Source organism: Alloalcanivorax mobilis, from assembly GCF_002864685.1.
GTDB classification, from domain to species: Bacteria; Pseudomonadota; Gammaproteobacteria; order Pseudomonadales; family Alcanivoracaceae; genus Alloalcanivorax; species Alloalcanivorax mobilis.
In genome coordinates, this window is the sequence record NZ_NMQZ01000037.1 from 15,326 (window position 1) to 38,219 (window position 22,894).

The following is a 22,894-nucleotide window of genomic DNA, read 5'->3' on the forward strand; positions in this document are numbered from 1 at the left end:
GCTCACACGCTTGCACGCGGGGCCGGCCTCACCGGCCACGTGTAAGAGCGTTAATCAGATCGCTACCGGCGCTTTGATCGCCGGGTGGGGGTCATACCCTTCCAAGGTGAAATCCTCGTAGCGGAACGCGTAGAGGTCTTTGACCGCCGGGTTGAGTTTCATCACCGGCAAGGCGCGCGGCGCGCGGGCCAGTTGCGTGTCCGCCTGTTCCTGATGATTGCTGTACAGGTGAGCGTCACCCAGCGTGTGCACGAAGTCACCGGGCTGCAAGCCGCACACCTGGGCGATCATCAGCGTCAGCAGCGCGTAGGAGGCGATATTGAACGGCACGCCCAGAAAAATATCGCCGCTGCGCTGATAGAGCTGGCAGCTGAGCCGACCTTCCACCACGTAAAACTGAAACAGGCAGTGGCACGGCGGCAGCGCCTGGCGACCCCGGGCGGCGTTTTCCTTCGGTGAGACACGCGGGTCCGGCAGCACCGCCGGGTTCCAGGCGCTCACCACCAGGCGACGCGAATCCGGGTTGCGGCGGATCTCGGCCAGCACCTCATCGATCTGATCGATCACCGCGCCGTCCACGGTGGGCCAGCAACGCCATTGCTCGCCGTACACCGGCCCCAGCTCGCCATCGTCGGTGGCCCACTCGTCCCAGATGCTGACACCGTGCTCCTTGAGATAGCGAATATTGGTGTCGCCGGCCAGAAACCACAGCAGCTCGTGAACAATGGATTTCAGATGCACCTTCTTGGTGGTCACCAGGGGGAAGCCCTCGGCGAGGTTGAAGCGCATCTGATGGCCAAACAGGGAGTAGGTGCCAGTGCCGGTGCGGTCGCCTTTGTAAACGCCCTGCTCGCGCACCGTGCGCAAAAGGTCCAGGTACTGTTTCATGCGCTCACCCTCCGGGTGTCGTGGCGATAAGCCCAGGCAATCATGGCGGCGCCGATCACCACCATGGGAATGCTCAGCAGCATGCCCATGGTCAACCAGCCGCCGGCCAGATAGCCGAGCTGGGCATCCGGTTCGCGGAAGAACTCCACGCAAATGCGCGACAGCCCATAACCGACCCCGAACAGCCCGGTCACGGCACCGGCCGGGCGTGGCTTGGCGGAATACAGCCACAGCACCGCGAACAACAGCACCCCCTCAAGCAGGCATTCATAGAGCTGCGAGGGATGGCGCGGTACGCCCATGCGATCCGAGGGGAAAATCATCGCCCAGGGCATCTCCGACGGACGCCCCCACAACTCACCGTTGATGAAATTGCCCAACCGCCCGACACCGAGCCCCATCGGCACCACCGGCACCACGAAATCGGCGATGCTGAAGTAGCGCTTGCCGAATTTGCGCGCCAGCAAGGCGAAGGCGGTCAGCACGCCGATGGCGCCCCCGTGGAAGCTCATGCCCCCGGTCCATACCTCGAACAGCCACAGCGGGTTGTCGAGAAACTTGCCGAAGTTGTAGAACAGCACATAGCCCAGGCGGCCGCCAAGAATCACGCCCATCGCGATGTAGAACAGCATGTCGCTGAGCTGTTCGCGGGTCCAGCCGCTGCCGGCGCGTTCGGTGCGCCGCTTCAGCAGCCACCAGCCGCCCACGAACCCGACCAGATACATCAACCCGTACCAATGAATCTGCAGCGGGCCGATGGACACCGCCACCGGGTCGATCTGCGGAAAGGTCATAACAGGTCCCTCAAGTGAAAATCAGTTCCAGACCAATGACGATCAGGATCACCGAAAAAATACGCTTCAGCGTTGCCGAGGGCAGTTGGTGGCTGAGCCGCGCGCCCACCCGGGCCATGGGAAAACTGGTCACCACGATGGCCAGCGCCGCCGGCGGATACACGTAACCAAAGGCGCCATCGGGCAACCCGGCCCGGTGCCAGCCGGTGATCACGAAGCCGATGCTGCCGGCCACCGCGATCGGCAACCCGCAGGCGGCGGAAATCGCCACCGCATTCTGCATCGGCAACCGGCACCAGGAAAGAAACGGCACGGTCAGCGAGCCGCCACCGATGCCAAACAGGCTGGACACCGTGCCGATCACGCCGCCGGCGGCGGCCAGGCCGGCGGCCCCGGGCAGGCGCTCGCCGCTGGGCGGTGGCGTGCGCCGGCGGCGGCCGCTGATCAGCATCTGCAACGCCACCAGCACCGCGAACACGCCGAACAGGCGAGTCAGCATCGGCCCCGACAGGCGGTCCGCGATCACCGCGCCAAGCAGGGCTCCGACGACGATGCCCACGCCCAGGCGCAGGGTCAACGGCCAGCGCACGAAACCGGCCAGATGATGGGTGCGCACCGAACTCACCGAGGTGACGATGATGGTGCACAGGGAGGTACCCACCGCCATCTGGGCCACCACCTCCGGGGCGAAGCCCTGCTGATGAAACAGATAGATCAACGGCGGCACGATGACCACGCCCCCGCCCAGCCCCAGCGCCCCGGCCATCAGCCCGGCCAGCACGCCAATGGCGGCGCAAATCAGCAACAGCATCATCGACGTTCCATCATGGATATCCCCTGCAAGAGGCGGGTATGCTAACAAAGACCTTGGCGCTTGGCTCGCTTGCCGGCCACCCGCGCCGGCGCATCTGGCCGCAAGTCGTCGCCGCCTGTCTGCGCGCCGTGCGGCCACGTTTTCGTGATTAAGGACCCCCATGTGTATTGTGCTGTTCAATTGGCGGCCCGGCGCCGCCATGCCCCTGGCGCTGGCCGCCAATCGGGATGAATTCCATCAGCGCCCGGCGCAATCGGCGCGCTGGCGCGACCGGGTATTCTGCGGTCTGGATCTGCGCGCCGGCGGCACCTGGCTGGGCATTCACCGCGACGGCCGCTTCGCGGTGGTCACCAATTTCCGCGAACCGATCGCCGAGCGCACCGTGGGCGAACGCTCCCGGGGGCTGCTGCCGCAGGCGTTTCTGGAAAGCGAGCAAAGCGCCGAGGCGTTCTGCCGGGCACTGCAAACCGAGCAACAGCACTACGGCGGCTTCAATCTGTTGGTCTGCGATGGCCCTTCATTGTGGTACCTGGGCAACCGGGGCGCCCCGGCGCAACCAGTGGAACCGGGGCTGCATGGCCTCAGCAATGGCTTGCTGGACGACCCCTGGCCCAAGGTGGAGCGCGGCAAAAAACGACTGGCGGAAGCCATGGAACGAGGCGGCGAACTGGCCGACCTGTTGGCGGTGGTGCACGACCCGCACCAGCCGGACGACCACCATCTGCCCGACACTGGCGTGCCGGTGGACCTGGAGCGCCTGGTGGCACCGGTGTTCATCCAATCGCCCGACTACGGCACCCGGGCCAGCTCCGCGGTGCGCATGGACCGCCACGGCCGTTTGCACATGGCGGAGCAGAACTGGCTGCCCAGCGGCGCCGCCGACGGGCCGGTGCACTTCAGCCACGGGTCGACGGATCGCTGACGGCCCGATGTAAAGCTTCCTTGACAGAGCGCCAGCGCCTCTTTACTGTAAAGCTTACTTTACAGGAGGAGCCATGAAAAACGCCCGCTATCTGCTTCAATTCGGCGCCGCGCTGGCCGCTTATATGGTCGTGCTGGTGGTTTCGCTGTGGCTTCTGAGCGGCCAGCCGCCGCTGCCCTGGGCCATCGCATTGCTGCCCATGGTACCCGCCATCGGCGTTTGCTGGGTGGTGGTGCGCCAGCTCCGCCGCGTCGACGAAATGCAGATCAAGGTCCAGCTCGAGGCGATTGGCCTGGCGTTCGCCGCCACCGCGCTGGTTACCTTCAGCTACGGTTTCCTTGAAATTGTCGGCTTTCCCAAACTCAGCATGTTCTTGGTCTGGCCGTTGATGGCGGTGTTCTGGCTCATCGGCCTGCTGATCAGCCGCCTGCGTTACCGATGAAAAACAATCTGAAAGCGATGCGTGGCGAGCGAGGCTGGTCGCAGGGCGAACTGGCCGCGCGTCTGCAGGTGTCGCGGCAAACGGTAAACGCCATCGAAAACGGCCGCTACGACCCCAGCCTGCCGCTGGCGTTTACCATCGCCCGTGTGCTGGGGCATCGTATCGAAGAGATTTTTCAGGAGTAGTGCGCCACGCCACCATCGGCGGCAGAGCGCTCTGTTTTTTTTAATCCTGAATCCTGAATCCTGAATCCTGAATCCTGAATCCTGAATCCACAGAGGCCCCTTCCCCGCTTACCCCGACTTGCGGTGGCGAATCAGATCGCCGAGCCCCACCTTGGTCAGTTGCAGGTCCATGTAGGAGGCGATCACTTCGCCGTTGTCCATGGCCAGCACCTCGTTGAGCAGGCGACGTAGAAAGCCCATGCTGACCTTGCGCACCGCCGCCTTCACGCGCAGCAGGTTGGAGGCGCTCATCGACAGCGCGTCGTAGCCCATTGCCATCAGCAGCAGCGCGGACGCCGGATCACCGGCCATTTCGCCGCACACCGACACCGGCTTGCCCTCTTCATGGGCCTGCTCCACCACGTGCAACAGGGCGTGCAGCACCGCCGGGTGAAGCGAGTTATACAGATCGGCGATCTGGCGGTTGTTGCGGTCCACCGCCAGCAGGTACTGGGTCAGGTCGTTGGTGCCCACCGAAAGAAAATCGACCCGCTGGGCGAGCGCCCGCGCTTGATAGACCGATGCCGGCACTTCGATCATCACCCCCACCGGCGGCATCGCCACGTCGATGCCCTCTTCGCGCACTTCCAGCCAGGCGCGGTGAATCAGATGCTGGGCTTCCTCGGCTTCGAACACGCTGGTGATCATCGGCAGCATGATGCGCAGGTTGTCAAAGCCTTCGGCGGCTTTGAGCATGGCGCGCACCTGAACGATGAAAATTTCCGGATGATCCAGGGTCACCCGAATGCCGCGCCAGCCGAGAAACGGATTTTCTTCCTCGATGGGAAAATAACTCAACGATTTGTCGCCACCGATATCCAGGGTGCGCATGGTCACCGGCATCGGCGCGAAGGCGGCGAGCTGCTCGCGATAGATGGCGCGCTGCTCCTCCTCGGAGGGAAAACGATCGCGCACCATGAACGGGATTTCGGTGCGGTACAGCCCAACCCCTTCGGCGCCGCGCTCAATCGAGCGATTGATGTCGGTCATCAGGCCGGTGTTGACCTGCAGTTGCACGCGCACGCCGTCTTCGGTCTGCGCCGGCTCGTCGCGCAGCTTTTCCAAACCGGCGAGCAGGCTTTCTTCCTCGGCGATGATTTCTTCGAACTGCTGCTTAAGCTCCACCGACGCATTGGCCACCACCCGACCACGGAAGCCATCCACGATCAGCTCTTTGCCGTCGAGCTTCTTGAGCGGCAGGTTCTGGCAACCGACCACGGTGGGGATGCCCATCGCCCGCGCCACGATCGCCATGTGCGAGTTGCGCGAGCCACGGCTGGTGACGATGCCGGCAATGCGCTCAGCGGGCAGCTCCATCAACATGGGGGCGGAGATGTCATCGCCCATCAGAATGCAGTGCGCGGGGTACTCGATCTGGCGCCGGTTGCGGCTTTGCAGCTGGGTCAGCAGGCGCCGGCCCAGGTCGCGCACATCGGCGGCGCGCTCGCGCAGATACGGGTCGTCCATCATTTCGAAATTGTGCACATGGGCGTCCACCACCATGCGCAGCGCACCCTGCACCCACTGCCCTTCGCGAATGCGCGCGATCACCTCGGCGGGCAGGGCATGGCGGTCGAGCATACGCAGGTAAACGTCGAACAGCGCCTGTTCCTCGGCGCCCAGGCTCGCCTTGGCGCGCTCGGCCAGATCGCGAATTTCCTGACGCACGCGCACCAGGGCCTCGTCGAGCAGGGCGATCTCGGAGGCCACGTCCTCGGCATCACGGTCGGGCACCGCGGACAGATCGGTCTCCGGGAACAGCAGCTTGGCGATGCCGATGGCGGCCCCGGAGGCGCCGGCCACGCCATCGTAGAAGCTGGCCCGTTCCGGTGTGTCGAGTTGCTCGAACAGCACCCCGGAGGCGTGCGCGTGGGCGATCACCGCCGACAGCTGGGCGGAAATGGTGACCAGAAACGCCTCTTCGCTCTGATCGAAGCGGCGCGCGTCACGCTGCTGCACCACCAGCACGCCCAGCACCTCGCCATGGTGCATCACCGGCACACCCAGGAAGGCGTGAAACGGGTCCTCGCCGGTTTCCGCCAGATAATGGAACTTGGGGTGGGCGAACGCGTCCTCCAGGTTGATCGGCTCCTCGCGCTGGCCGACCTGACCGACCAGGCCCTCGGAAAACCCCAAGCTGACGTGCCCCACCGCTTCGCGTTTAAGGCCCTCGGACGCCATCAGCACGTAGCGCTCCGCGGTGTTGTCGCGCAGGTATATGGAGCACACCTCGGTCCCCATGGCATCGCGCACCCGCAGCGCCATGAAATCCAGGGCCGAGCGAATATCCGGTGCGTTGTTCACTTCCTGCACAATGCGGCGCAGGGTATCGAGCATCGACATGGGGTTCCTTAGAGGCTGTTCAACATCGTTTACCGCTGAGCCGGCGGCTCTTCGGAGGCGCCGGGAAGGGCCTGGCGCCGCCGTGAACCGGCGCCCGATCGCCGCCCGACCCGGCGAGGATCAGCCTTCCCGGCGCCGGGCGCCGCGCAATGCCGGCGCCAGCTCACGCAGCGCCCGGGCATAGACCCCGCGCTTGAAGTGCACCACCTTGCGAATCGGGTACCAGTAATTCACCCAGCGCCAATCCTGGAACTCGGGGATCGGCGAGCGACCCAGATCGATCGCCTCTTCATCGGATTCCAACCGCAACAAAAACCATTTCTGCCGCTGGCCAATGCACTGCGGGCGATTGCGCGGCGGGCGCAAAAAGCGGCGCGGCAGCCGATAAGTGAGCCAGCCCTCGGTGGTGGCGAGAATGCGCACGTGCTCCTGGCGCAGCCCGGTTTCCTCCTCGAGTTCCCGGTACAGGGTCTGCTCCGGGGTTTCACCGGGCATCATGCCGCCCTGGGGGAACTGCCAGGCGTCACGGTTGCCCACGCGACGCCCCCAGAACACCTTGCCATCCTGGCCGGCGATCACTATACCGACGTTCAGCCGGTAACCTTTTTCGTCAATAATGCCTGTCATGGTCCAATCCCGTGGCGCGGCGCGAGGGTTTCCGAATTACCCGGGCAGACCAACGCCATATTGCCCCCATTAAACCTCGGGCGGGGCAACCCGATCAATCGACTGCCTCGGTAAAGCGCGTCTGATAAGCTACCCGGCGCCGTTAACGGCGGCGGACACCCGATCATCGATGCCCTGGAGAGACCATGACCCTTGCGATTTTCGATCTGGACAACACCCTGATCGCCGGCGATTCCGACCACCTGTGGGGGGAATTTCTGGTCCAGCAGGGCTGGGTCGACGGCCCCTCCTACCGGGCCAGCAACGATCGCTTCTATCAGGACTACCTGGACGGCCGCCTGGATGTGTTCGCCTATCAGGAATTCGTTCTCGGCGCGCTCAAGGAACATTCCCTGACCAGCCTGGACCAACTCCGCCAGCGCTTTATGGACGAGGTGATCGACACCATCTGGCTGCCCGACGCCGAGTCTCTGGTCGAGCAACACCGCGAGCGTGGCGACACCCTGATGATCATCACCGCCACCAACGACTTCATCACCACGCCGATCGCCGCCCGTCTCGGCATCGAACATCTGATCGCCACGGTGGCGGAAAAAACCGAACACGGCTACACCGGCCGCATCGTCGGCACGCCCAGCTACCGCGAAGGCAAAGTGGAGCGGCTCACCGAGTGGCTGCGCGAACACGGCGAGGATCTTACCGGCAGCTATTTCTACAGCGACTCGCACAACGACCTGCCCCTGCTTGGCCAGGTCACGAACCCGGTGGCGGTGGACCCGGACCCAACCCTGGAGCGCGCCGCTCGGGAGCAGGGCTGGCCGGTGATGTCGCTGCGCGGCTGCCCGCGCTGATAACAGAATAAGAGAGGCCACCATGAACGCACCCCGGCGATCGTCGCTGATCGTATTGGCGCTGACGCTGGCGCTGTGTGCCTGCGAGCAACGCGAGGCACCGCCAGCGGCAGCCGCCGCCCCCACCACGGACAGCGCCAGCGATGCACCGCGGTTCGCGGACCAGGGCGCCAGCACCGGTTTGCGCCAACAACGCCAACAATGGCATGAAGCGCTGGAAACTCTGCTGGAAACGCCCACGCGGGTGCATTTACAAAGCGCCCGGGAGCAATGGAGCGCCCTGTATCTGGCCTTCAATCAGGCCTACCTGGGCCTGGCCACCCGGGCCTGTTCAAAGGACCGCATGGCGCTACTGGACCAACTGGATCATTGGCCCTGGTATCCGGCTTACGTGGACGCGCTGCCGGCCTGGCCGGACTCCGGGCTGATCAACGACCCGGCCCTGGCCCTGAACGCCGACAGTCTGCGCGCTCAGCAAGGCGCCACTGACGATGGCGAGGTAGCCCTGGGCTTCCAACCGTTATGGCTGATGCTCGCTGGCGCTCCGGACGCCCCCCGGCGGATCGCCGATCTGCAACCGGGCGCCGCCCGGCAGGCGGATCGGCGGCGCCAGTATTTACACCTGAGCGCGGCACAATTGGAAAGCGACCTGACTCAGCTTGACGGCGAGCCCACTGTGCGGCCCGAGGATCTGCGCTGCGCCTTGGCGGTGATTGACCAGCGCCTTGAGCGCCTGCATCAGCATCAGGGCGCCACCGACCCAACCGCCGGACTGTACCTGGACGCGCACAGCGGCGCGATCATCGGCGCCAGCCAACCGGCGGCGACACTCGCGCAGCTTTCCGCGCCGGACAATGCCGCGCTTCGCGCCGGCCTGGAGCAGCTCGAGCCGGGTTTTCAAGCTGCCCTGGAAAACGCCCGCCGTGCTCAGGACTGGGCGCCGCTGGCCGCCTGGCTGCCGCCAACGGTGCCCTGAACGGGAGGCGGGTTGATCACGGCATAGCGGGACTGGCGCGCCGTCCGGCTACGCCGGTTCGCGGTCAAGGACCGCTCCCACAGCGGCGCTGTAGCGGGGTCAGGGCTGGGTCGGAAATGTTTTGTGGGAGCGGTCCCTGACCGCGAAGGGGCTTTGCCAGGCCAGCCTCGCCTTCGGCTCGGTTCGCGGCCGGGGACCGCTCCCACGGCGGCTTCGCTGTCAGGTGGATGGCAAAAAAAACGCGGCCGAATGGCCGCGTTCTGGTTGTAGATCCGCCTTCCCTGGCGGAAGGGGGCTCATCCCGAGCGCCCTTTCCATTCCTTCTGGCCATTCCTTATGGCCGTTTGATCGGCGGCTATCGATTAGAAATTGTAGCGACCGAACACGCCGAGAGAATCGGAGTCATCGGTGAACGCCACTCGAGCGCCCACATCCCAGGCGGTGGTCAGATTCACCAGGCCCTGGCCATAAACACCGAAGTTGCCGTCGTAGATGTCTTCGTAAAGCGCACCACCAGAGAGTTCCAGTTTCTGCGTGGTCTGGTGGCGCAGGCCGGCGCGCAGGGCATAACCGAATTCATCATCGTCGAAATCATTGTCGTCACGGATGATGTCGGCGGTACCGACCAGATCAAGGCCGCGTTGCAGCGGGGTGTGGAAACCCAGGCCCGCGTAAATGCGGTTGCCGTCCACGTCGTCGCTGCCGGGGCTGTCGTAATCACCGTCGTAGAAGCTCACACCGCCGCGCAGGAACACATGCTCGTCCAATTCGAACGCGCCTTCACCGGTGAGTACGTCCACATCCGGGCCACTATCGTAATCCCAGTTGTCGTAACCAAACTGACCGTAGGTGTAGGAGAAGTCGTTGTTGCGTACCGGCGTGGTCTGGGTCTGCGCCTGAACACCGGTGCTCGCCACGGTGGCGGCGGCAATGGCGGAAGCGATCAAGGTTTGTTTCAACATATCCGTGTCCTCGCTGTTTCTGTTTGGGCTGTTTGCAACGGCCTGGGAGCGGCCGGCCGGGGCGAAGCCAAGGTGGCTGCCGATCCCCGTTCTGATCTTGCTTGCCCGATCAGGGTGAGCACATCTTCCACGGTTCCCAGCAGCGCGGCTATGCGCGGGTCGCGATTTAAGTGACGCTTTTATAAAAGTTTTCATTGTTGGCGGAGGCTTGACCCCAGGGTAACCCCAACCTTGCATACTGACCTTCAATGATGGAGGAACAGGCCATGAACAAGCAGACCTTGCCGATTCAAGGCGCCACCTGTCAGGGCTGCGTTAAGCGTATCGATGCCGCCCTCGAAGTGGTGCCCGGCGTCACCGCGGTGAGCGTGGACCTGCCGGGCCAGCGGGTCACCGTGAGCGGCGATGCGTCCCGCCAGGCCGTGCAAGAGGCGCTGGTAGAATCCGGTTACGCCGCCGATCCGGCGGCGGCCGACGAAACCGCGCCGCTGGCGCAAGCGGACCAGGACCAGGACCAGGACCAGGACCAGGACCAGGACCAGGACGTTCAGCTTTCGATCAGTGGTGCCCACTGCGCGTCCTGTGTGCGCACCATTGAAGACGCCCTGGGCGCGGTACCCGGTGTCGCCAAGGCCAGCATGAATCTGGCCGACCGCACCGCCCGCGTCAGCGGCCGGGCACGCCCGAACGATCTGGTCCGCGCGGTGCAGTCCGCCGGTTATCAGGCCAGCGAAGTGCGCGATCCCCACACTGCCGAACAGGAACGGGAAGAGCAGGAACGTTCGCTGTACAAAAAGCTGCTTGGCCAGACCGCCTTGAGCCTGGCGGTGGGCGTGCCGGTGATGCTGTGGGGCTGGGCCGGCGGTTCCATGACGGTGGAGCCGGGCACGCCCGGCCAGGTAGCCTGGTTCGTGGTGGGTCTGGTGACCCTGGCGATGCTGGTGTTTCCCGGCCGGCATTTCTTCGTCGGCGGCTGGAAAGCGTTTCGTCATCACAACGCCAATATGGACACCCTGATCGCGGTGGGCACCGCCGCCGCCTGGGCCTATTCCATGGTGGTGGTGATCGCTCCCTTGGTGCTGCCCGCCGCCGCCCGCCACGTTTATTTCGAAGCCAGCCCGATGATCATTGGTTTGGTCAATCTGGGCCTGGCGCTGGAAATGCGGGCGCGGGGCAAGACCGGAGCGGCGGTAAAACGTTTGCTCGGGCTGCGCGCGAAAACCGCGCGGGTGGTGCGTGATGGTGAAGAAATCGACCTGCCGGTGGAGCAGGTCCGCGAAGGCGACCGCCTGCGCGTGCGCCCCGGCGAGACCCTGGCGGTGGACGGTGAGGTGGAAGACGGCGACAGCAGCGTTGACGAATCCATGCTCACCGGCGAGCCCATGCCGGTGCGCAAAGGCCCCGGCGATAGCGTCGCCGCCGGCACCCTGAACGACAGCGGCACACTGATCTACCGGGCCACCCGGGTGGGCGCCGACACGGCGCTGGCGCGCATTATTGATCTGGTCAAAAAAGCTCAGGGCGCCAAGCCGCCGATTGGCCGCCTGGCGGACAGCGTGGCAGCGGTGTTCGTGCCGGCGATTCTATTGATCGCGGTGAGCGCCGCGCTGGCCTGGTACAACTTCGGTCCCAACCCGCCGCTGGCCTACATGATGGTGGCGGCCACCTCGGTGCTGATCATCGCCTGCCCCTGCGCGCTGGGCCTGGCCACGCCGATGTCGGTGATGGTGGGCGTCGGCAAGGCCGCCGAAGCGGGCATCCTGATTCGCCAGGGCGAAGCGCTGCAAACCGCCGCCGGCCTGGACACCGTGGTGCTGGACAAAACCGGCACCCTCACCGAAGGCAAACCGGCGGTGACCCGGGTGATCGCCGCCGACGGCGACGAACAACACGTGCTGGCGCTGGCCGCCGCCCTGGAAGCCGGCTCGGAGCACCCCCTGGGGCGCGCGATTCTCGACGAAGCAAAACGCAGACAACTGACGCCGCCAGCGGTCAGCGATTTCCAATCCAGCAATGGCCTGGGCGTCAGCGCCACCCAGGAAGGCGCCACCCTGAGGCTGGGCAACCGCCGCTGGCTGGAACAACAAGGCGTCGCCATGACGCTGGACCAGGCCGCCCGCTCGCTCAGCGACGACGCCGCCACGCCCTTGTTCCTGGCCCGCGACACCCAACTGCTGGGCGTGATCGGCGTGGCTGACCGCATCAAAACGGACTCCGCCGACGCCGTCGCGCGGCTGCGCGACAGCGGCCTCAAGGTGATCATGATCACCGGCGACGTGCAGGCCACCGCCGACGCCATCGCCCGCCAGGCGGGCAGCGATGAGGTGCTCGCCGAAGTATTGCCCGAGGACAAGGCCGCCCACGTGGCGCGACTTCAGCAGCAGGGTGCGAAGGTAGCGATGGTCGGCGATGGCATCAACGATGCCCCGGCGCTGGCCCAGGCTGACGTTGGCTTCGCCATTGGCACCGGCACCGACGTGGCGATCGAATCCGCCGCCATTACCCTGATGAGCGGCTCGCTGCACGGCGTTGCCGATGCCATGGCGATTTCCCGGGCGACCTTGCGCAATATCAAACAGAACCTGTTCGGCGCCTTTATCTACAACAGCCTGGGCGTGCCGATCGCCGCCGGCTTGCTCTACCCGTTCACCGGCTGGCTGCTCAGCCCGGTAATCGCCGGCGCCGCCATGTCGCTGAGCTCGGTCACCGTGGTCAGCAACGCCAACCGCTTGCGGTTGTTCAAACCGCGTCAGCGGCGCCCACAAGGAGAACGCCCATGAGCACATTTCTGGTCAACCTTTCCGGGCTGGTGCTGATGGCCCTGATCGTCTGGTGGTTCTGGTTGTCTTCAAAGGGTCGCGCCACCCAGCACAGCGGCGGCGTGATCGACATCATGGTGGACCACGGCGTCTACGAGCCGGCCGTGATCAAGACCGCCGCCGGCGCCACCCTGCAACTGCGATTCGAGCGCCGCGACGCCAGCCCCTGCGCCGAGCAGGTGGTGTTCCACGGGCTCGACGTTTCCGAGACCCTGGCCATTGGCGAGGTCACCACCGTGACCCTGACACCCACCCAGCCCGGCACCTATCGCTTTACCTGCCAGATGCAGATGTACCAGGGCACCCTGATTGTTGAATAGAATCCGCCCTGCCGATGAACACCGATACAACGTTGGAACAACGATGAAACAACGCCAAAGAGAGATCAGCCGATGAAACGTTTCGTCCTGAGTACCTTGATGTTGCTGGTCAGCGGCCTCGCCGCCGCCGGCACCCTGGAAGTCTATAAGTCGCCCTATTGCGGCTGCTGTGAGAAGTGGGTGGCGCACATGCGCGAGCACGGCTTCGACGTCAACGTGCACGACACCGAGAATCTGCAAGCGATCAAGGTGCGCGCCGGGCTGCAACCGGGCCAGGGTTCCTGCCACACCGCCTTTATCGACGGCTACGCCATCGAAGGCCATGTGCCCGCCAGCGACGTCAAACGGCTGCTTAAAGAAAAACCCGATGCCCGCGGGCTGACCGTGCCCGGCATGCCGGCGGGCTCGCCAGGCATGGAAATGGGCGAGCGGCGCGACGCTTATCAGGTGTTGCTGTTCGGCGATCAGGGCAGCCGTGTGTTCGCCCGCTATCCCTAGCAGCCGGCTAATCGCTCCGTGCCCTTGACCACCACGCGGCGGTAACGTGAAATCCCCCCACCATTGATCGGGACCACGTTATGTTGAGCTTCGAAAACTGGCTGCTGTTGGCCGGGTTGTGCGCGCTGGGCGCCATGACCCCCGGCGCCAGCCTGGCGGTGGTCACCCACCACACCCTGCACGGCTCCGCCCAGGCTGGTGTCAGCGCCGCCCTGGCCCACGCCGTCGGCGTCGCCTTCTACGCCGGGCTCACCGTGGCCGGCCTGGCGGCACTGTTGCAGCGCCTGCCGCAGCTTGAGACCGCCATGCGCGTGGCCGGCTCTCTGTTTCTGGTGTGGCTGGCGATAAAAAGCTGGCGCCACGCCAACGCCGGCGATCCATCCGCCTCGGCGACACCGCGCCGGCGCCCGGCGCGCGATGGTTTCCTGATCGCCTTCCTTAACCCGAAAGTGGCGTTGTTTTTCCTGGCCCTGTTCAGCCAGTTCGTCGATGTCGGCATGGGCACCGGCGCCCGCGTTCAGATCGCCGCCACCGCCGTGGTGATTGACGGCGGCTGGTACAGCCTGGTGGCGCTGCTGCTGGCCCGCGGCCCCCTGCTCGACACCCTGCGCCGCAATCAGGCACGGGTGGCACGAGCCACCGCCGTGGTACTGGCGATCACTGCGCTGGTGGTTTGGGTCTGAGCGAGGGCAAGTTGAAGGTTCAACGTTGAAAATTGAAAAGCGCGGGCCGTGCACAATTACCCCCACGCGCGCCCTTTCAACTTTTAACTTTCAACTTTCAACTTTCAACAGTTTAAAACCCAAACAAAACCCGCGCGAACCAGCTTTTCAGGTAGGCGGTTTCCGGGATCGAGGGGTGAATCGGGTGATCCGGCCCCTGGCCCTGGTAGCCGAGCACTTGCAGGTTGCGGTCGATGTGACGGGCGGAGGCGCGCATCACGTCGAGCAGTTTGTCGGCGGGCAGGTGCATGGAGCAGGACGCGGAGATCAGGTAGCCGCCGGGTTTGATCAACCGCAGCGCCAATTCGTTGATCGCGTGGTAGCCGGCCAGGCCGTTTTTGAAATCCTTGCGGCGCTTGATAAAGGCGGGCGGATCAAGAATCACCAGGTCGAATTTTTCGCCATCGGCGGCGAGCGCCTTGAGCACCTCCATGGCGTCGCCTTCAATGGTGCGCAGCCCTTCCTGCACGCCGTTGAGTTCGGCGTTGCGGTGCATGTATTCCAGTGCCAGCGCCGAGCTGTCCACGCCGGTGACTTCGCGGGCCCCGGCGCAGGCCGCTTGCACGCCCCAGCCGCCGCAATAGGCGAACACGTCCAGCACCCGCGCGCCCTTGGCCAGCGGCGCCATGCGGCGGCGGGCCTCGCGGTGATCATAGAACCAGCCGGTCTTCTGGCCATCGCGCAACGGCGCCTCGAAATTGGCGCCGTTCTCGCGCAGCGTCAACCGCTCGGGCACTTCGCCCTTGAACGCGCGGGTGTACAACGGCAAACCTTCCAGCTCACGCACCGAGGCCTCGTTTTTCAGCACGATGTTGGCCGGTTGCAGGACCGCGTCCAGCGCCGCCGCCACCGTTTCCAAATGCGCTTCCATGCCGGCGGTGCCGGTCTGCACCACCAGGGTGTCGCCGAAGCGATCCACCACCAGCCCCGGCAGGCCGTCGGCCTCGCCATAGATCAGCCGGTAGAACGGCTCCGGATACAGGGTGTCGCGCAGCACGCGCGCCTGTTCAATGCGTTTTTTGAAAAAGCTGCGGCTGGGTTCCTGTTTAGCGTCGCGGCTGTACAGGCGCGCCGCGATCAGCGAGTGCGGGCTCAGCAGGGCCCGGCCAAGCACTTTGCCACGGCTGTCTTGCACCACACAGGCGGCGCCGGCGGGCAGCGTTTTCAGCGCCGCGCTGTCGGTATCCACTTCGTTGGCGTAGATCCATTCGTGGCCGGCCTTGAGGCGGCGCTCCTCATTTTTTTTGAGGCGCAGGATCGGAGTTGACTCGGACATAGGGCTGGGCTCGCGCAAAACCGCGATGATAACACGGCCGCGGCGATCACAGCGCCGGGCGCGGCGTTTATCGTGACCGTCAGTCGCGCCCCTGAAAAAAACCAAGCACCTTGCGCACCTCGCGCTTATCCGCGCGCCCCAGCCTGGCGATGCCGCGATAGCGAAGATAAAACCGCAACCGCTCGCTGCGGCTCAATTGGTGGCGGGCGACCTTATCCAGACAGGCCAAATCCTTGATCCGCCGATAACGCAACATCGGCCCCCACCAGAAGCGCCCCGACGGACAATCGATCAAAAACACCCGGTCACGGTCATCGGTTACCAGCACGTTGCGCCATTTCATGTCGCCATGGCAGAATCGGTGCCCATGCAGAACCGCCAGCGCCCGCGCCACCTGCCGGGACACCCGGTCTCGCCAGCGAGGATCGCCGAGCCTCGGGTCAGCGTGCCGCGCCAGGGTGGCCAAATCGACGCTATTGTCGAGCGCACGGGTCACCAGGGCCCCGCGCTGAAAGTGCCCGGCGCGCCGTTGCTGGCCATACGCCACCACTTCGGGCACGTTCAGCCCCCACTGTTGGAAACGCCGCAGGTTGCGCCACTCCCGCTCGACCCGGGGCTGCCCGACCCAAGCCTGAAGATGCCCGCCGGCGCGGTGATAGCGCTTGATGTAATAGCCCTGCCCAGCCAGATCGGCGTAGACCACCTCGCCCATCGAACTGACGCCAACACGCCGCCCCGGCATCGCGAACGCCGCTTCCAGGGTGCCCAGGGTCGCGCCGACTGTTTTGTCCACCCACCAGGCCATCGCGTCCCCCTCCTTTGCCGATCAGTCGCTCAGGTATTCAAACCGGGGGCGCTCGCCGCCTTCCACCGGCACCGTTTGCATAAACATCGCCAGAGGACGGACCCACAGGCCGCCCTCGCCATACAAGGGGCGATACACGACCAGTTCCTCGCCGGTTTCCGAATGCCGGGCGCCCCCTTCCACCTGGTATTCACCGCCTTTGAACTGCCGGTACCGGCCCGCTTTCAATTCGCTCATTACTGACTCCCGCCTGCCCTGTCATCGCCAACCACTGGCGCCGGCCAGCATAGCCCCGGCACGAAAATTGGCAATGATCGGACTGTTTTCGGACATACCCTCTGGTATGCCCACCCCGGGCTCTGGGCTACACTGAGGCCATCCGGGCGGCACCGTGGTGGCGCCCGTTACCGGTTGGCCCCGCGTCAGCATGGCGCTTGGCGACCGGCGCAATAATAACGAACCGGGCCTGCCGTGGCGGCCCGCTCCGAGGCAGGTAATGGATTTTTTCAAACGACGCCCCCCCTTTGTTCTGATGGTTGCCACCGGTGCCCTGTGCACCGTGGTGTTGCTGGTGTTTGGCCGGCTCTGTTACGGGCTGATGCTGCCGGCCATGCGCACCGGCCTCGACCTGAGCTATTCCCAGGCCGCCAACCTGGGCACCGCCACCGCGCTGGGTTATTTACTGCTGGTGATGGTGGCCGGGGTGTTCGCCGCACGGTTCGGCGGCAAGCAAGCGGTGATGCTCGGCCTGGCGATGGTGATCGTCGGGTTCGTGGGCCTCAGCCGGGCCCATGAGCTGTGGGTGCTGATGGTGCTGATGGTGTTGCTGGGCATGGGCACCGCGTTCGGTTACACGCCGTTGATTTCACTGCTCGCCAATACCTACCCGCAACGGCGCGGCGCGGTGATCGGCTTCACCACCAGCGGCGTGGGCGCGGGCATGTTGCTGGCCGGCATGCTGGTGCCGGCGCTCACCGAGCAGGATATCCGCGACGGCTGGCGACACGTGTGGGAGATCTTCGCCGCTGGTGGTCTTGGGGTGGGCGTGCTGGCGCTGTTGTTTCTGCGCAACCCGACCCGCCATTACGCCGCCAGCACCGCCGAGGCGCTGGGTGAGGAAACAGCCGGCCACGCCTCCGGCGAAGAGCCGGTGTTTCGCAACCCCCATGTGATTAATGTGGGGTTGGTGTACGGCGTGCTGGGGTTGACCTACATCGTGCAGGCCACCTTTATGTACAGCTACGCGCTGGATGCGGGCGTGCCTTCACTGACCGCCGGCCACATGGCTTCGACCATGGGCATGATCTCTATTTTTACCGGACCCGTATGGGGCTGGTTGTCCGACCGTATTGGCCGGGCCAACGGGCTGGTTTTATGTATGTCGTTGGCGCTGTTCGCCACCGCACTGCCAGTGCTGTGGCCCAGCACGCCGTTTTTCGCCGCCCATTTCGTGATTCTCGGCATGAGCGTGTCGGGCCTGTTCACCTGCGTGCTGGCGGCGTCCACGGAAACCGTGCCACCACACCAGGCGGCGGTGGCGGTGAGCTTCGTCACCCTGTTTTACGCCATCGGCCAGTTGATCGGCCCGGCGGCGGCCGGCGTGCTGATCGAGTGGTCCGGCGGGTTCCGCACGCCGTTCGCCGCCAGTTGCGCGATTATGCTGGTGGGGGTGTACCTGTGCTGGCACACCCGCCGGCATCAGAATTATCGCCCGGCGGCGCGCTTGCCCGACGCCTGCCAGGCGCCCTGATGCCCTTCCAGGGCCAGCAGCCGCGCTTTTCGGTCGAGGCCGCCGGCATAGCCGGTCAATGAACCGTTGGCGCCCAGCACACGATGGCAGGGCACCACCACCGACAGCGGATTGCGCCCCACCGCGGCGGCCACCGCGCGCACCGCGCGGGGCCGCTGCAGGCGCCGCGCCAGCTCGCCATAGGTGAGGGTCTGGCCAGCGTCAATGGTGCGCAGTGCCTGCCAGACCTGCTGCTGAAACGGTGTCCCCCGGGCCAGCGACAACGGCAGATCAAAGGCACGCAGCCGCCCTTCAAAGTAGGCCTTCAACTGCGCGGCGGCCTCGCCCAGCAACGCCGAATCCGACGCCGGCCGCCAGCCCCGCAGCGGCGGATAGTATTTCTGGCCCTCGAACCACACGCCGCACAACCGCTCGTCGTGCGCCGCCAGAAGCACGCCGCCAAGCGGGCTGTCTACACGCTCATAAAGCACCATGATCAAGACTCCTTCTGTTGGTCAGCCAACGATTGCCACAGATGCAGCACCGCGTAGGCGCGCCAGGGGCGCCAGGCCTCGGCGCGTTGCCGGGCCGCCGCCGGGGAGCGCTCGCCCAGCGCCTTGAGCACGCCAAAGTCGGCGGCCGGGAAGGCGTCCGGCCAGGACAAAGCACGCATGGCCAGGTACTGGGCGGTCCAGTCGCCGATGCCGGGCAGCGCTTTCAGAGCCGCCAGGGTGGCATCCACATCGGCGCCGGGTGTCAGTTGCAAACGCCGCTCCACCAGCGCTTCGGCAAGCGCCTGAATCGCCGCCACCCGGCGGCGCAGAATGCCCAGCTTGCCAATCCGGGCGGGGTCGGCGTTGGCCACGGTGGCGGCGTCGGGAAAGGCGTGGGTCAGTTCGGCGAACGGCGTGTGCAGCGGGGTGCCCAGCTCGGCGGCAAACCGCCCCGCCAGGGTGCGGGCCGCACGCACCGTGATTTGTTGGCCGAGCACCGCGCGCACCGCCGCCTCGAAGCCGTCGAACGCCCCCGGCACGCGCAACCCCGGATGGGCTTGCGCCACCTCACCCAGGGCGGCGGCCACCCGGTCAGGCTGGCAAGCCAGGTCGAACAACCGCTTGAGTCGCGCCAGCACCTCGGGCACCACCGCCGCCAGGCTGCCACTGAGCGTGGCCTTGAGGGTATCGCGCCCAGCCACCGGCGCCACCGTTAACCAGCCCAGAAACAGCTGCTCGCCCCGACGGATCGCCACCGTGCGCCGGTACTCTCCTTGCCCGCGGCCTTGCCCGCTGCCTGGCCCGCTAGCCGGGTCCGGTCCGTCCGACGTGTCGACCGCCTCGACCCCGGCGATCGCTCGCTGGCCGAGAAAATCACGCAACAAGGGCCAGGCCAGCGGCGGCCGGTAGGCCAGTTGGAATACCAGTTCGCCAGCGGGAGGGCGCCGTCCGTGCCGGCGCACATCTCCCGGTGCCATGCGATAGCGCTCGCGGAACAGAGCGTTGAAACGGCGCACGCTCTGGAAGCCGGAGGTCAGCGCCACTTCGGTCACCGGCAGCGCCGTGTCGGTGAGCAAACGCTTGGCGAGCAACAGGCGCTGAGTCTGGGCGTAGGCGATCGGGGTGACGCCGAACTCGGCGCTGAACACGCGGCGCAAATGCCGGTCGGTGACCCCCAGCTGCATGGCCAGATCCGCCACCGAGGTCGCTTCGGCGGCGCCGTCATCCAGGCGCGCGGCGGCCGCCTGCGCCAGCCGATGGCGGGCGTCGACACTGGCGTGGCCCGGCGCCAGCTCCGGCCGGCAGCGCAAACAGGGGCGAAAGCCGGCGCCTTCGGCGGCGGCGGCGCTGGAATAAAAGCGGCAGTTCACCCGCTTCGGCACGGCCGCCGGGCACACCGGGCGGCAATAAATGCCGGTGCTCGACACCGCCACGAAGAAGTGCCCGTCGAACCGGGCATCGCGGGCGCTCAGAGCCTGATAGCACACATCGTCATCAATCCACATGGCCCCATGATAACGCCGCGGCAACGTCGGCACTCGCCGTTTTCGGACTTGGGGGTATGGAGTTGTGTTCAGTTTTCAGTGTTCAGTGGCGTCCGCGGCGTTGCAGCGAGGGGCGTGTTTTTTGTAGGAGCAGGCCCAGCCAGCGACGGGTTTCGATTTTGATCTTGGCGTCTAGCGTCTAGCGTCTGGCGTCCGGCGTCCGGCGTCAAACCCCAAAACCGTCAGGTTCAGGGCAACAGTGCCATGCCATTGGGCCAAAACATTTCGCGATCAAGGACCGTGCCAGCGCTCTAAGTACGGCGGTTGCGATAGTAACGCCGCAGCCAGAACAGCACGCCGAGCACCACCAGGGCGCCCAGCACGATGAATTCATACCGTTTGACGTGGCCGAGCAGGGTTTCCAGAAGATTGCCGAAATGGTAGGCAGCGAGCCCCAGCACCGTCGCCCAGATCCCGGCACCGAGGCAATTGAAGACCAGGAAGCGGCCGGGCGGGTAACCGGATACGCCAATCGCCACCGGCATCACGGTGCGCACGCCATAGATAAAGCGGAACCCGAGCACCCACAGATCCGGATGGCGGCGTATCAACCGTAGCGCGCGCTCGCCGAGCGCTTCCCAGCGCGGCTTGCGCGCCAGTACCCGGCGGCCGTGGTGGCGGCCCAGCATGTACCAGAGCTGATCGCCGGCGCAGGCGCCGAAAAAGGCGGTGGCGATGACCAGATCCAGGCGCAGATAGCCCTGGAAAGCGAGGAAACCGGCCAGCACCAGAATCGTCTCGCCCTCGAAAAAGGTACCGAGGAACAGGGCTACATAGCCGAAGTTTTCGAGGAAGCCCTGAAGCATGGCGGCAGGCCCGGCGCGAACGGAGCAGGCAGCCTACCCCGGTTGCCGGCCGGGCAAAAGGCGTAAAAAGAAAAAGAGGGTACTCCGCGACCCGCCGGGCGGCCCGCGCCGGCGGGCGGTCTCAGGGAGCGTAGGCGCGCAGAAACAGGGTCACCACGCCACGCACGTGGTGCTCGGCCTCGGCGGGGCTAAGCGGTTCCGCGTAGCCGATCAGCACTTTCATGTGATGGCAGCCCTGCAGCAGGCCAAAAAAATACTCCGCCGCCAGGGCCGGGTCGTCCACGCGCAACTCGCCTTTTTTCATGGAGCGCGCCAGCAATTGCTCCATCTCGTTGAGCGTGCGCTGGGGGCCGGCCTCGAAGAACAACCTGGCCATGTCCGTATCGGTGCCCTGCCCGGCGTGCACCGCCATCAGCCGATGCAAGCCCACGGCTTCGGCGCTGTTGATCACATCCACGAAATTCTGACCGATGTGCTGAAGCACGGTGGCCAGATCGTAATCATCACCGACCGCGAACGAGGGCAGCATCTCTTCGCATTTCGATTCCACCGCGGCGGAGAACAGCGTCGGCTTGTCGGAAAAATGGCTGTAGACGGTGAGCTTGGAAACCCCCGCCGCCGCCGCGACCGCGTCCATGCTGGTGCCCACGTAACCGTCGCGCAGAAACAGTTCCTTGGCGGCTTCCAGAATGGCGGCCCGCTTGGCCGGGTCCTTGGGGCGGCCCCGGGCTGGCGAGCCCCGGGCTGACGAGCCCCGGGCTGACGGAGAGGGAGTGGTCGGCGACATTATTTTCCAAATAGTGGACTGATGGGTTCAGTAAAATTACTATACCTGCCAGTATAGCATTGGCGTCAGCAAGGCGCTCTTACAACAAGTTATCTCCGCGCCGACGATGCGGGGCCGGGCCTGTCCCGGGCGGCGCGGATGAACTCAATAAATGGTGCCAACATGAAACCCTATGTGCTGATCTGCGTATCCCTGGTCCTGGCGGCCTGTTCATCGGAGGCGCCGCCGCCGGATACGCCACGGCCGGCGCTGGTGGCGCAGCCGGTGGCCGCCGACGGCGCCCTGGAGAGCTATTCCGGTGAGGTGCGTGCCCGTTACGAGCCGCAACTGGGCTTCCGCATCGCCGGTAAGATCAGCCGCCGGCTGGTGAACGTGGGCGACCGGGTCAAACAGGGCCAGCCACTGGCTGAACTCAATGCCGAGGACGTCGGCTTGCAAATGCAGGCGGCGCGGGCGCGCATGAGCGCCGCCAAGGCCGATCAAGAGCTGGCCGAGAGCGAGTTGCAACGCTACCGCAAATTGATGGAGCGTGAGGTGATCAGCCGCTCCCAGTTCGATTCCGTGGAAAGCCGCTTCAAGGCCAGCGACGCGCAATATAACCAGGCCCGCGCCGACTTCAATGTGGCTCGCAATCAGACCGATTACGCGGTGCTGCGCGCCCCGCAAGATGGCGTCATCGCCAGCCGTCAGGCGGAGGCCGGCCAGGTGGTTGCCGCCGGCCAGGCAGTCTTTACCCTGGCGGTGGCCGGCGAGCGCGAGGTGCGCATCGATCTGCCCGAGCGGGACGTGGACAAAGTGACGGTTGGCCAGAAGGTCCGCATTGAACTGTGGTCACGGCAGGGCAAACCGTTCCCGGGCACGGTTCGCGAACTGTCGCCGGCGGCCGACCCGGTATCCCGTACTTTCGAGGCGCGAGTCGCGTTCGACAACGATGCCGTGGGCGCCGAACTCGGGCAAAGCGCGCGGGTTTATAGCCGTGGCTCCGACGCACAACACGCCTTGCTGATTCCTCTCTCCGCGCTCAGCGCCGATCACGGCGAGGCCTTCGTGTGGGTGGTCTCCGCCAACGGCAGCCTGCGCAAAACGCCGGTCCAGGTGGGCGCCTATCGGGAGGATCAGGTGCCGGTACTGGCCGGCCTCAAACCCGACCAATGGGTGATCGCCGCCGGCACCCAGGTGCTGCATGAAGGGCAGAAGGTGCGCCCGGTGGATCGCGCCAATCGATCCGTGGACCTGGCCACCGGGGAGTAA

Annotated in this window: 24 protein-coding genes; 11 read left to right on the forward strand and 13 right to left on the reverse strand. The window is 65.5% G+C overall.

Going from position 1 to position 22,894, the window contains the following annotated elements; translation table 11 throughout:
* Window positions 1-54 precede the first annotated feature (54 nt).
* The 3 genes from CGS25_RS15040 to CGS25_RS15050 are packed head-to-tail and all read right to left on the reverse strand — an operon-like array spanning window position 55 to window position 2,496.
* On the reverse strand, window positions 55-888 hold the full coding sequence (locus tag CGS25_RS15040) for a thymidylate synthase (RefSeq protein WP_101675956.1): 834 nt from the start codon (window positions 886-888) through the stop codon (window positions 55-57).
* Window positions 885-1,682, reverse strand: coding sequence for a prolipoprotein diacylglyceryl transferase (gene lgt / locus CGS25_RS15045; RefSeq protein ID WP_101675957.1), 798 nt, complete (start codon window positions 1,680-1,682; stop codon window positions 885-887). Before lgt ends, CGS25_RS15040 begins: the two co-directional genes overlap by 4 nt.
* A 10-nt stretch (window positions 1,683-1,692) precedes the next feature.
* A complete protein-coding gene (locus tag CGS25_RS15050) occupies window positions 1,693-2,496 on the reverse strand; it encodes a sulfite exporter TauE/SafE family protein (protein ID WP_198588818.1) in 804 nt (267 codons plus the stop codon).
* Between the two features lie 160 nt (window positions 2,497-2,656).
* Here CGS25_RS15050 and CGS25_RS15055 point away from each other — a divergent pair, with 160 nt between their 5' ends.
* The 3 genes from CGS25_RS15055 to CGS25_RS15065 all read left to right on the forward strand — a co-directional run bounded on the left by CGS25_RS15055 (window position 2,657) and on the right by CGS25_RS15065 (window position 4,045).
* A complete protein-coding gene (locus CGS25_RS15055) occupies window positions 2,657-3,418 on the forward strand; it encodes an NRDE family protein (protein ID WP_089034228.1) in 762 nt (253 codons plus the stop codon).
* 73 nt (window positions 3,419-3,491) lie between these two features.
* On the forward strand, window positions 3,492-3,860 hold the full coding sequence (locus tag CGS25_RS15060; protein WP_089034227.1) for a hypothetical protein: 369 nt from the start codon (window positions 3,492-3,494) through the stop codon (window positions 3,858-3,860).
* Window positions 3,857-4,045, forward strand: a complete 189-nt coding sequence (locus CGS25_RS15065) for a helix-turn-helix transcriptional regulator (protein ID WP_089034226.1) — start codon at window positions 3,857-3,859, stop codon at window positions 4,043-4,045. Before CGS25_RS15060 ends, CGS25_RS15065 begins: the two co-directional genes overlap by 4 nt.
* 108 nt (window positions 4,046-4,153) lie before the next feature.
* Here CGS25_RS15065 and ptsP read toward each other — a convergent pair whose 3' ends face one another.
* Complete coding sequence (gene ptsP, locus CGS25_RS15070) at window positions 4,154-6,421, reverse strand: phosphoenolpyruvate--protein phosphotransferase (RefSeq protein WP_089034659.1); 2,268 nt, start codon at window positions 6,419-6,421, stop codon at window positions 4,154-4,156.
* 126 nt (window positions 6,422-6,547) lie between these two features.
* Window positions 6,548-7,054 (reverse strand): RNA pyrophosphohydrolase, encoded by a 507-nt coding sequence (locus CGS25_RS15075; protein WP_089034225.1) that lies wholly within the window; start codon window positions 7,052-7,054, stop codon window positions 6,548-6,550.
* A 185-nt stretch (window positions 7,055-7,239) separates the two neighbouring features.
* On the opposite strand from CGS25_RS15075, the gene CGS25_RS15080 reads away from it, so the two are divergent.
* Both CGS25_RS15080 and CGS25_RS15085 read left to right on the forward strand, forming a co-directional pair.
* The gene (locus CGS25_RS15080) at window positions 7,240-7,905 is read left to right on the forward strand and encodes a histidinol-phosphatase (protein ID WP_101675958.1); all 666 of its coding nucleotides are present in this window, start codon (window positions 7,240-7,242) and stop codon (window positions 7,903-7,905) included.
* Between the two features lie 22 nt (window positions 7,906-7,927).
* Window positions 7,928-8,881: a hypothetical protein gene (locus CGS25_RS15085; protein ID WP_101675959.1), complete on the forward strand. Its 954-nt coding sequence runs from the start codon at window positions 7,928-7,930 to the stop codon at window positions 8,879-8,881.
* A 362-nt stretch (window positions 8,882-9,243) separates the two neighbouring features.
* Here the strand turns inward: CGS25_RS15085 and CGS25_RS15090 are convergent, their stop codons facing one another.
* Entirely contained in the window at window positions 9,244-9,843 is a 600-nt protein-coding gene (locus CGS25_RS15090) for an outer membrane beta-barrel protein (protein ID WP_089034222.1), read from the reverse strand.
* Window positions 9,844-10,109: 266 nt separating this feature from the next.
* Between CGS25_RS15090 and CGS25_RS15095 the strand changes: the two genes are divergently transcribed.
* From CGS25_RS15095 to CGS25_RS15110, 4 genes are all read left to right on the forward strand, one after another.
* Window positions 10,110-12,623, forward strand: coding sequence for a heavy metal translocating P-type ATPase (locus tag CGS25_RS15095; RefSeq protein WP_198588819.1), 2,514 nt, complete (start codon window positions 10,110-10,112; stop codon window positions 12,621-12,623).
* Window positions 12,620-12,982, forward strand: coding sequence for a cupredoxin domain-containing protein (locus CGS25_RS15100; RefSeq protein WP_101675960.1), 363 nt, complete (start codon window positions 12,620-12,622; stop codon window positions 12,980-12,982). Before CGS25_RS15095 ends, CGS25_RS15100 begins: the two co-directional genes overlap by 4 nt.
* A 72-nt stretch (window positions 12,983-13,054) precedes the next feature.
* Window positions 13,055-13,480, forward strand: a complete 426-nt coding sequence (locus tag CGS25_RS15105; RefSeq protein WP_101675961.1) for a DUF411 domain-containing protein — start codon at window positions 13,055-13,057, stop codon at window positions 13,478-13,480.
* 80 nt (window positions 13,481-13,560) lie between these two features.
* Window positions 13,561-14,163, forward strand: a complete 603-nt coding sequence (locus CGS25_RS15110; RefSeq protein ID WP_101675962.1) for a LysE family translocator — start codon at window positions 13,561-13,563, stop codon at window positions 14,161-14,163.
* Window positions 14,164-14,275: 112 nt separating this feature from the next.
* Here CGS25_RS15110 and CGS25_RS15115 read toward each other — a convergent pair whose 3' ends face one another.
* From CGS25_RS15115 to CGS25_RS15125, 3 genes are all read right to left on the reverse strand, one after another.
* Window positions 14,276-15,478, reverse strand: coding sequence for a class I SAM-dependent rRNA methyltransferase (locus tag CGS25_RS15115; protein ID WP_089034218.1), 1,203 nt, complete (start codon window positions 15,476-15,478; stop codon window positions 14,276-14,278).
* A 79-nt stretch (window positions 15,479-15,557) separates the two neighbouring features.
* The gene (locus tag CGS25_RS15120) at window positions 15,558-16,283 is read right to left on the reverse strand and encodes a lipopolysaccharide kinase InaA family protein (RefSeq protein WP_101675963.1); all 726 of its coding nucleotides are present in this window, start codon (window positions 16,281-16,283) and stop codon (window positions 15,558-15,560) included.
* Between the two features lie 21 nt (window positions 16,284-16,304).
* The gene (locus CGS25_RS15125; protein ID WP_101675964.1) at window positions 16,305-16,520 is read right to left on the reverse strand and encodes a DUF1653 domain-containing protein; all 216 of its coding nucleotides are present in this window, start codon (window positions 16,518-16,520) and stop codon (window positions 16,305-16,307) included.
* Window positions 16,521-16,710: 190 nt separating this feature from the next.
* Here CGS25_RS15125 and CGS25_RS15130 point away from each other — a divergent pair, with 190 nt between their 5' ends.
* Window positions 16,711-18,033, forward strand: coding sequence for an MFS transporter (locus tag CGS25_RS15130; RefSeq protein ID WP_089034216.1), 1,323 nt, complete (start codon window positions 16,711-16,713; stop codon window positions 18,031-18,033).
* On the opposite strand, the gene CGS25_RS15135 is transcribed toward CGS25_RS15130, so the two are convergent.
* The 4 genes from CGS25_RS15135 to CGS25_RS15150 form a co-directional block, all read right to left on the reverse strand.
* Window positions 17,988-18,506 carry a methylated-DNA--[protein]-cysteine S-methyltransferase gene (locus tag CGS25_RS15135; protein ID WP_101675965.1) on the reverse strand — a complete coding sequence of 173 codons (519 nt, stop codon included), beginning with the start codon at window positions 18,504-18,506 and terminating at the stop codon, window positions 17,988-17,990. The genes CGS25_RS15130 and CGS25_RS15135 overlap by 46 nt on opposite strands.
* A 2-nt stretch (window positions 18,507-18,508) precedes the next feature.
* Window positions 18,509-20,011: a DNA-3-methyladenine glycosylase 2 family protein gene (locus CGS25_RS15140; protein WP_089034214.1), complete on the reverse strand. Its 1,503-nt coding sequence runs from the start codon at window positions 20,009-20,011 to the stop codon at window positions 18,509-18,511.
* Window positions 20,012-20,301: 290 nt separating this feature from the next.
* Window positions 20,302-20,856: a DedA family protein gene (locus CGS25_RS15145; RefSeq protein ID WP_101675966.1), complete on the reverse strand. Its 555-nt coding sequence runs from the start codon at window positions 20,854-20,856 to the stop codon at window positions 20,302-20,304.
* A 121-nt stretch (window positions 20,857-20,977) separates the two neighbouring features.
* Window positions 20,978-21,643 carry a TetR/AcrR family transcriptional regulator gene (locus CGS25_RS15150; protein WP_101675967.1) on the reverse strand — a complete coding sequence of 222 codons (666 nt, stop codon included), beginning with the start codon at window positions 21,641-21,643 and terminating at the stop codon, window positions 20,978-20,980.
* 138 nt (window positions 21,644-21,781) lie between these two features.
* Here CGS25_RS15150 and CGS25_RS15155 point away from each other — a divergent pair, with 138 nt between their 5' ends.
* Window positions 21,782-22,894 carry an efflux RND transporter periplasmic adaptor subunit gene (locus tag CGS25_RS15155; protein ID WP_232802437.1) on the forward strand — a complete coding sequence of 371 codons (1,113 nt, stop codon included), beginning with the start codon at window positions 21,782-21,784 and terminating at the stop codon, window positions 22,892-22,894.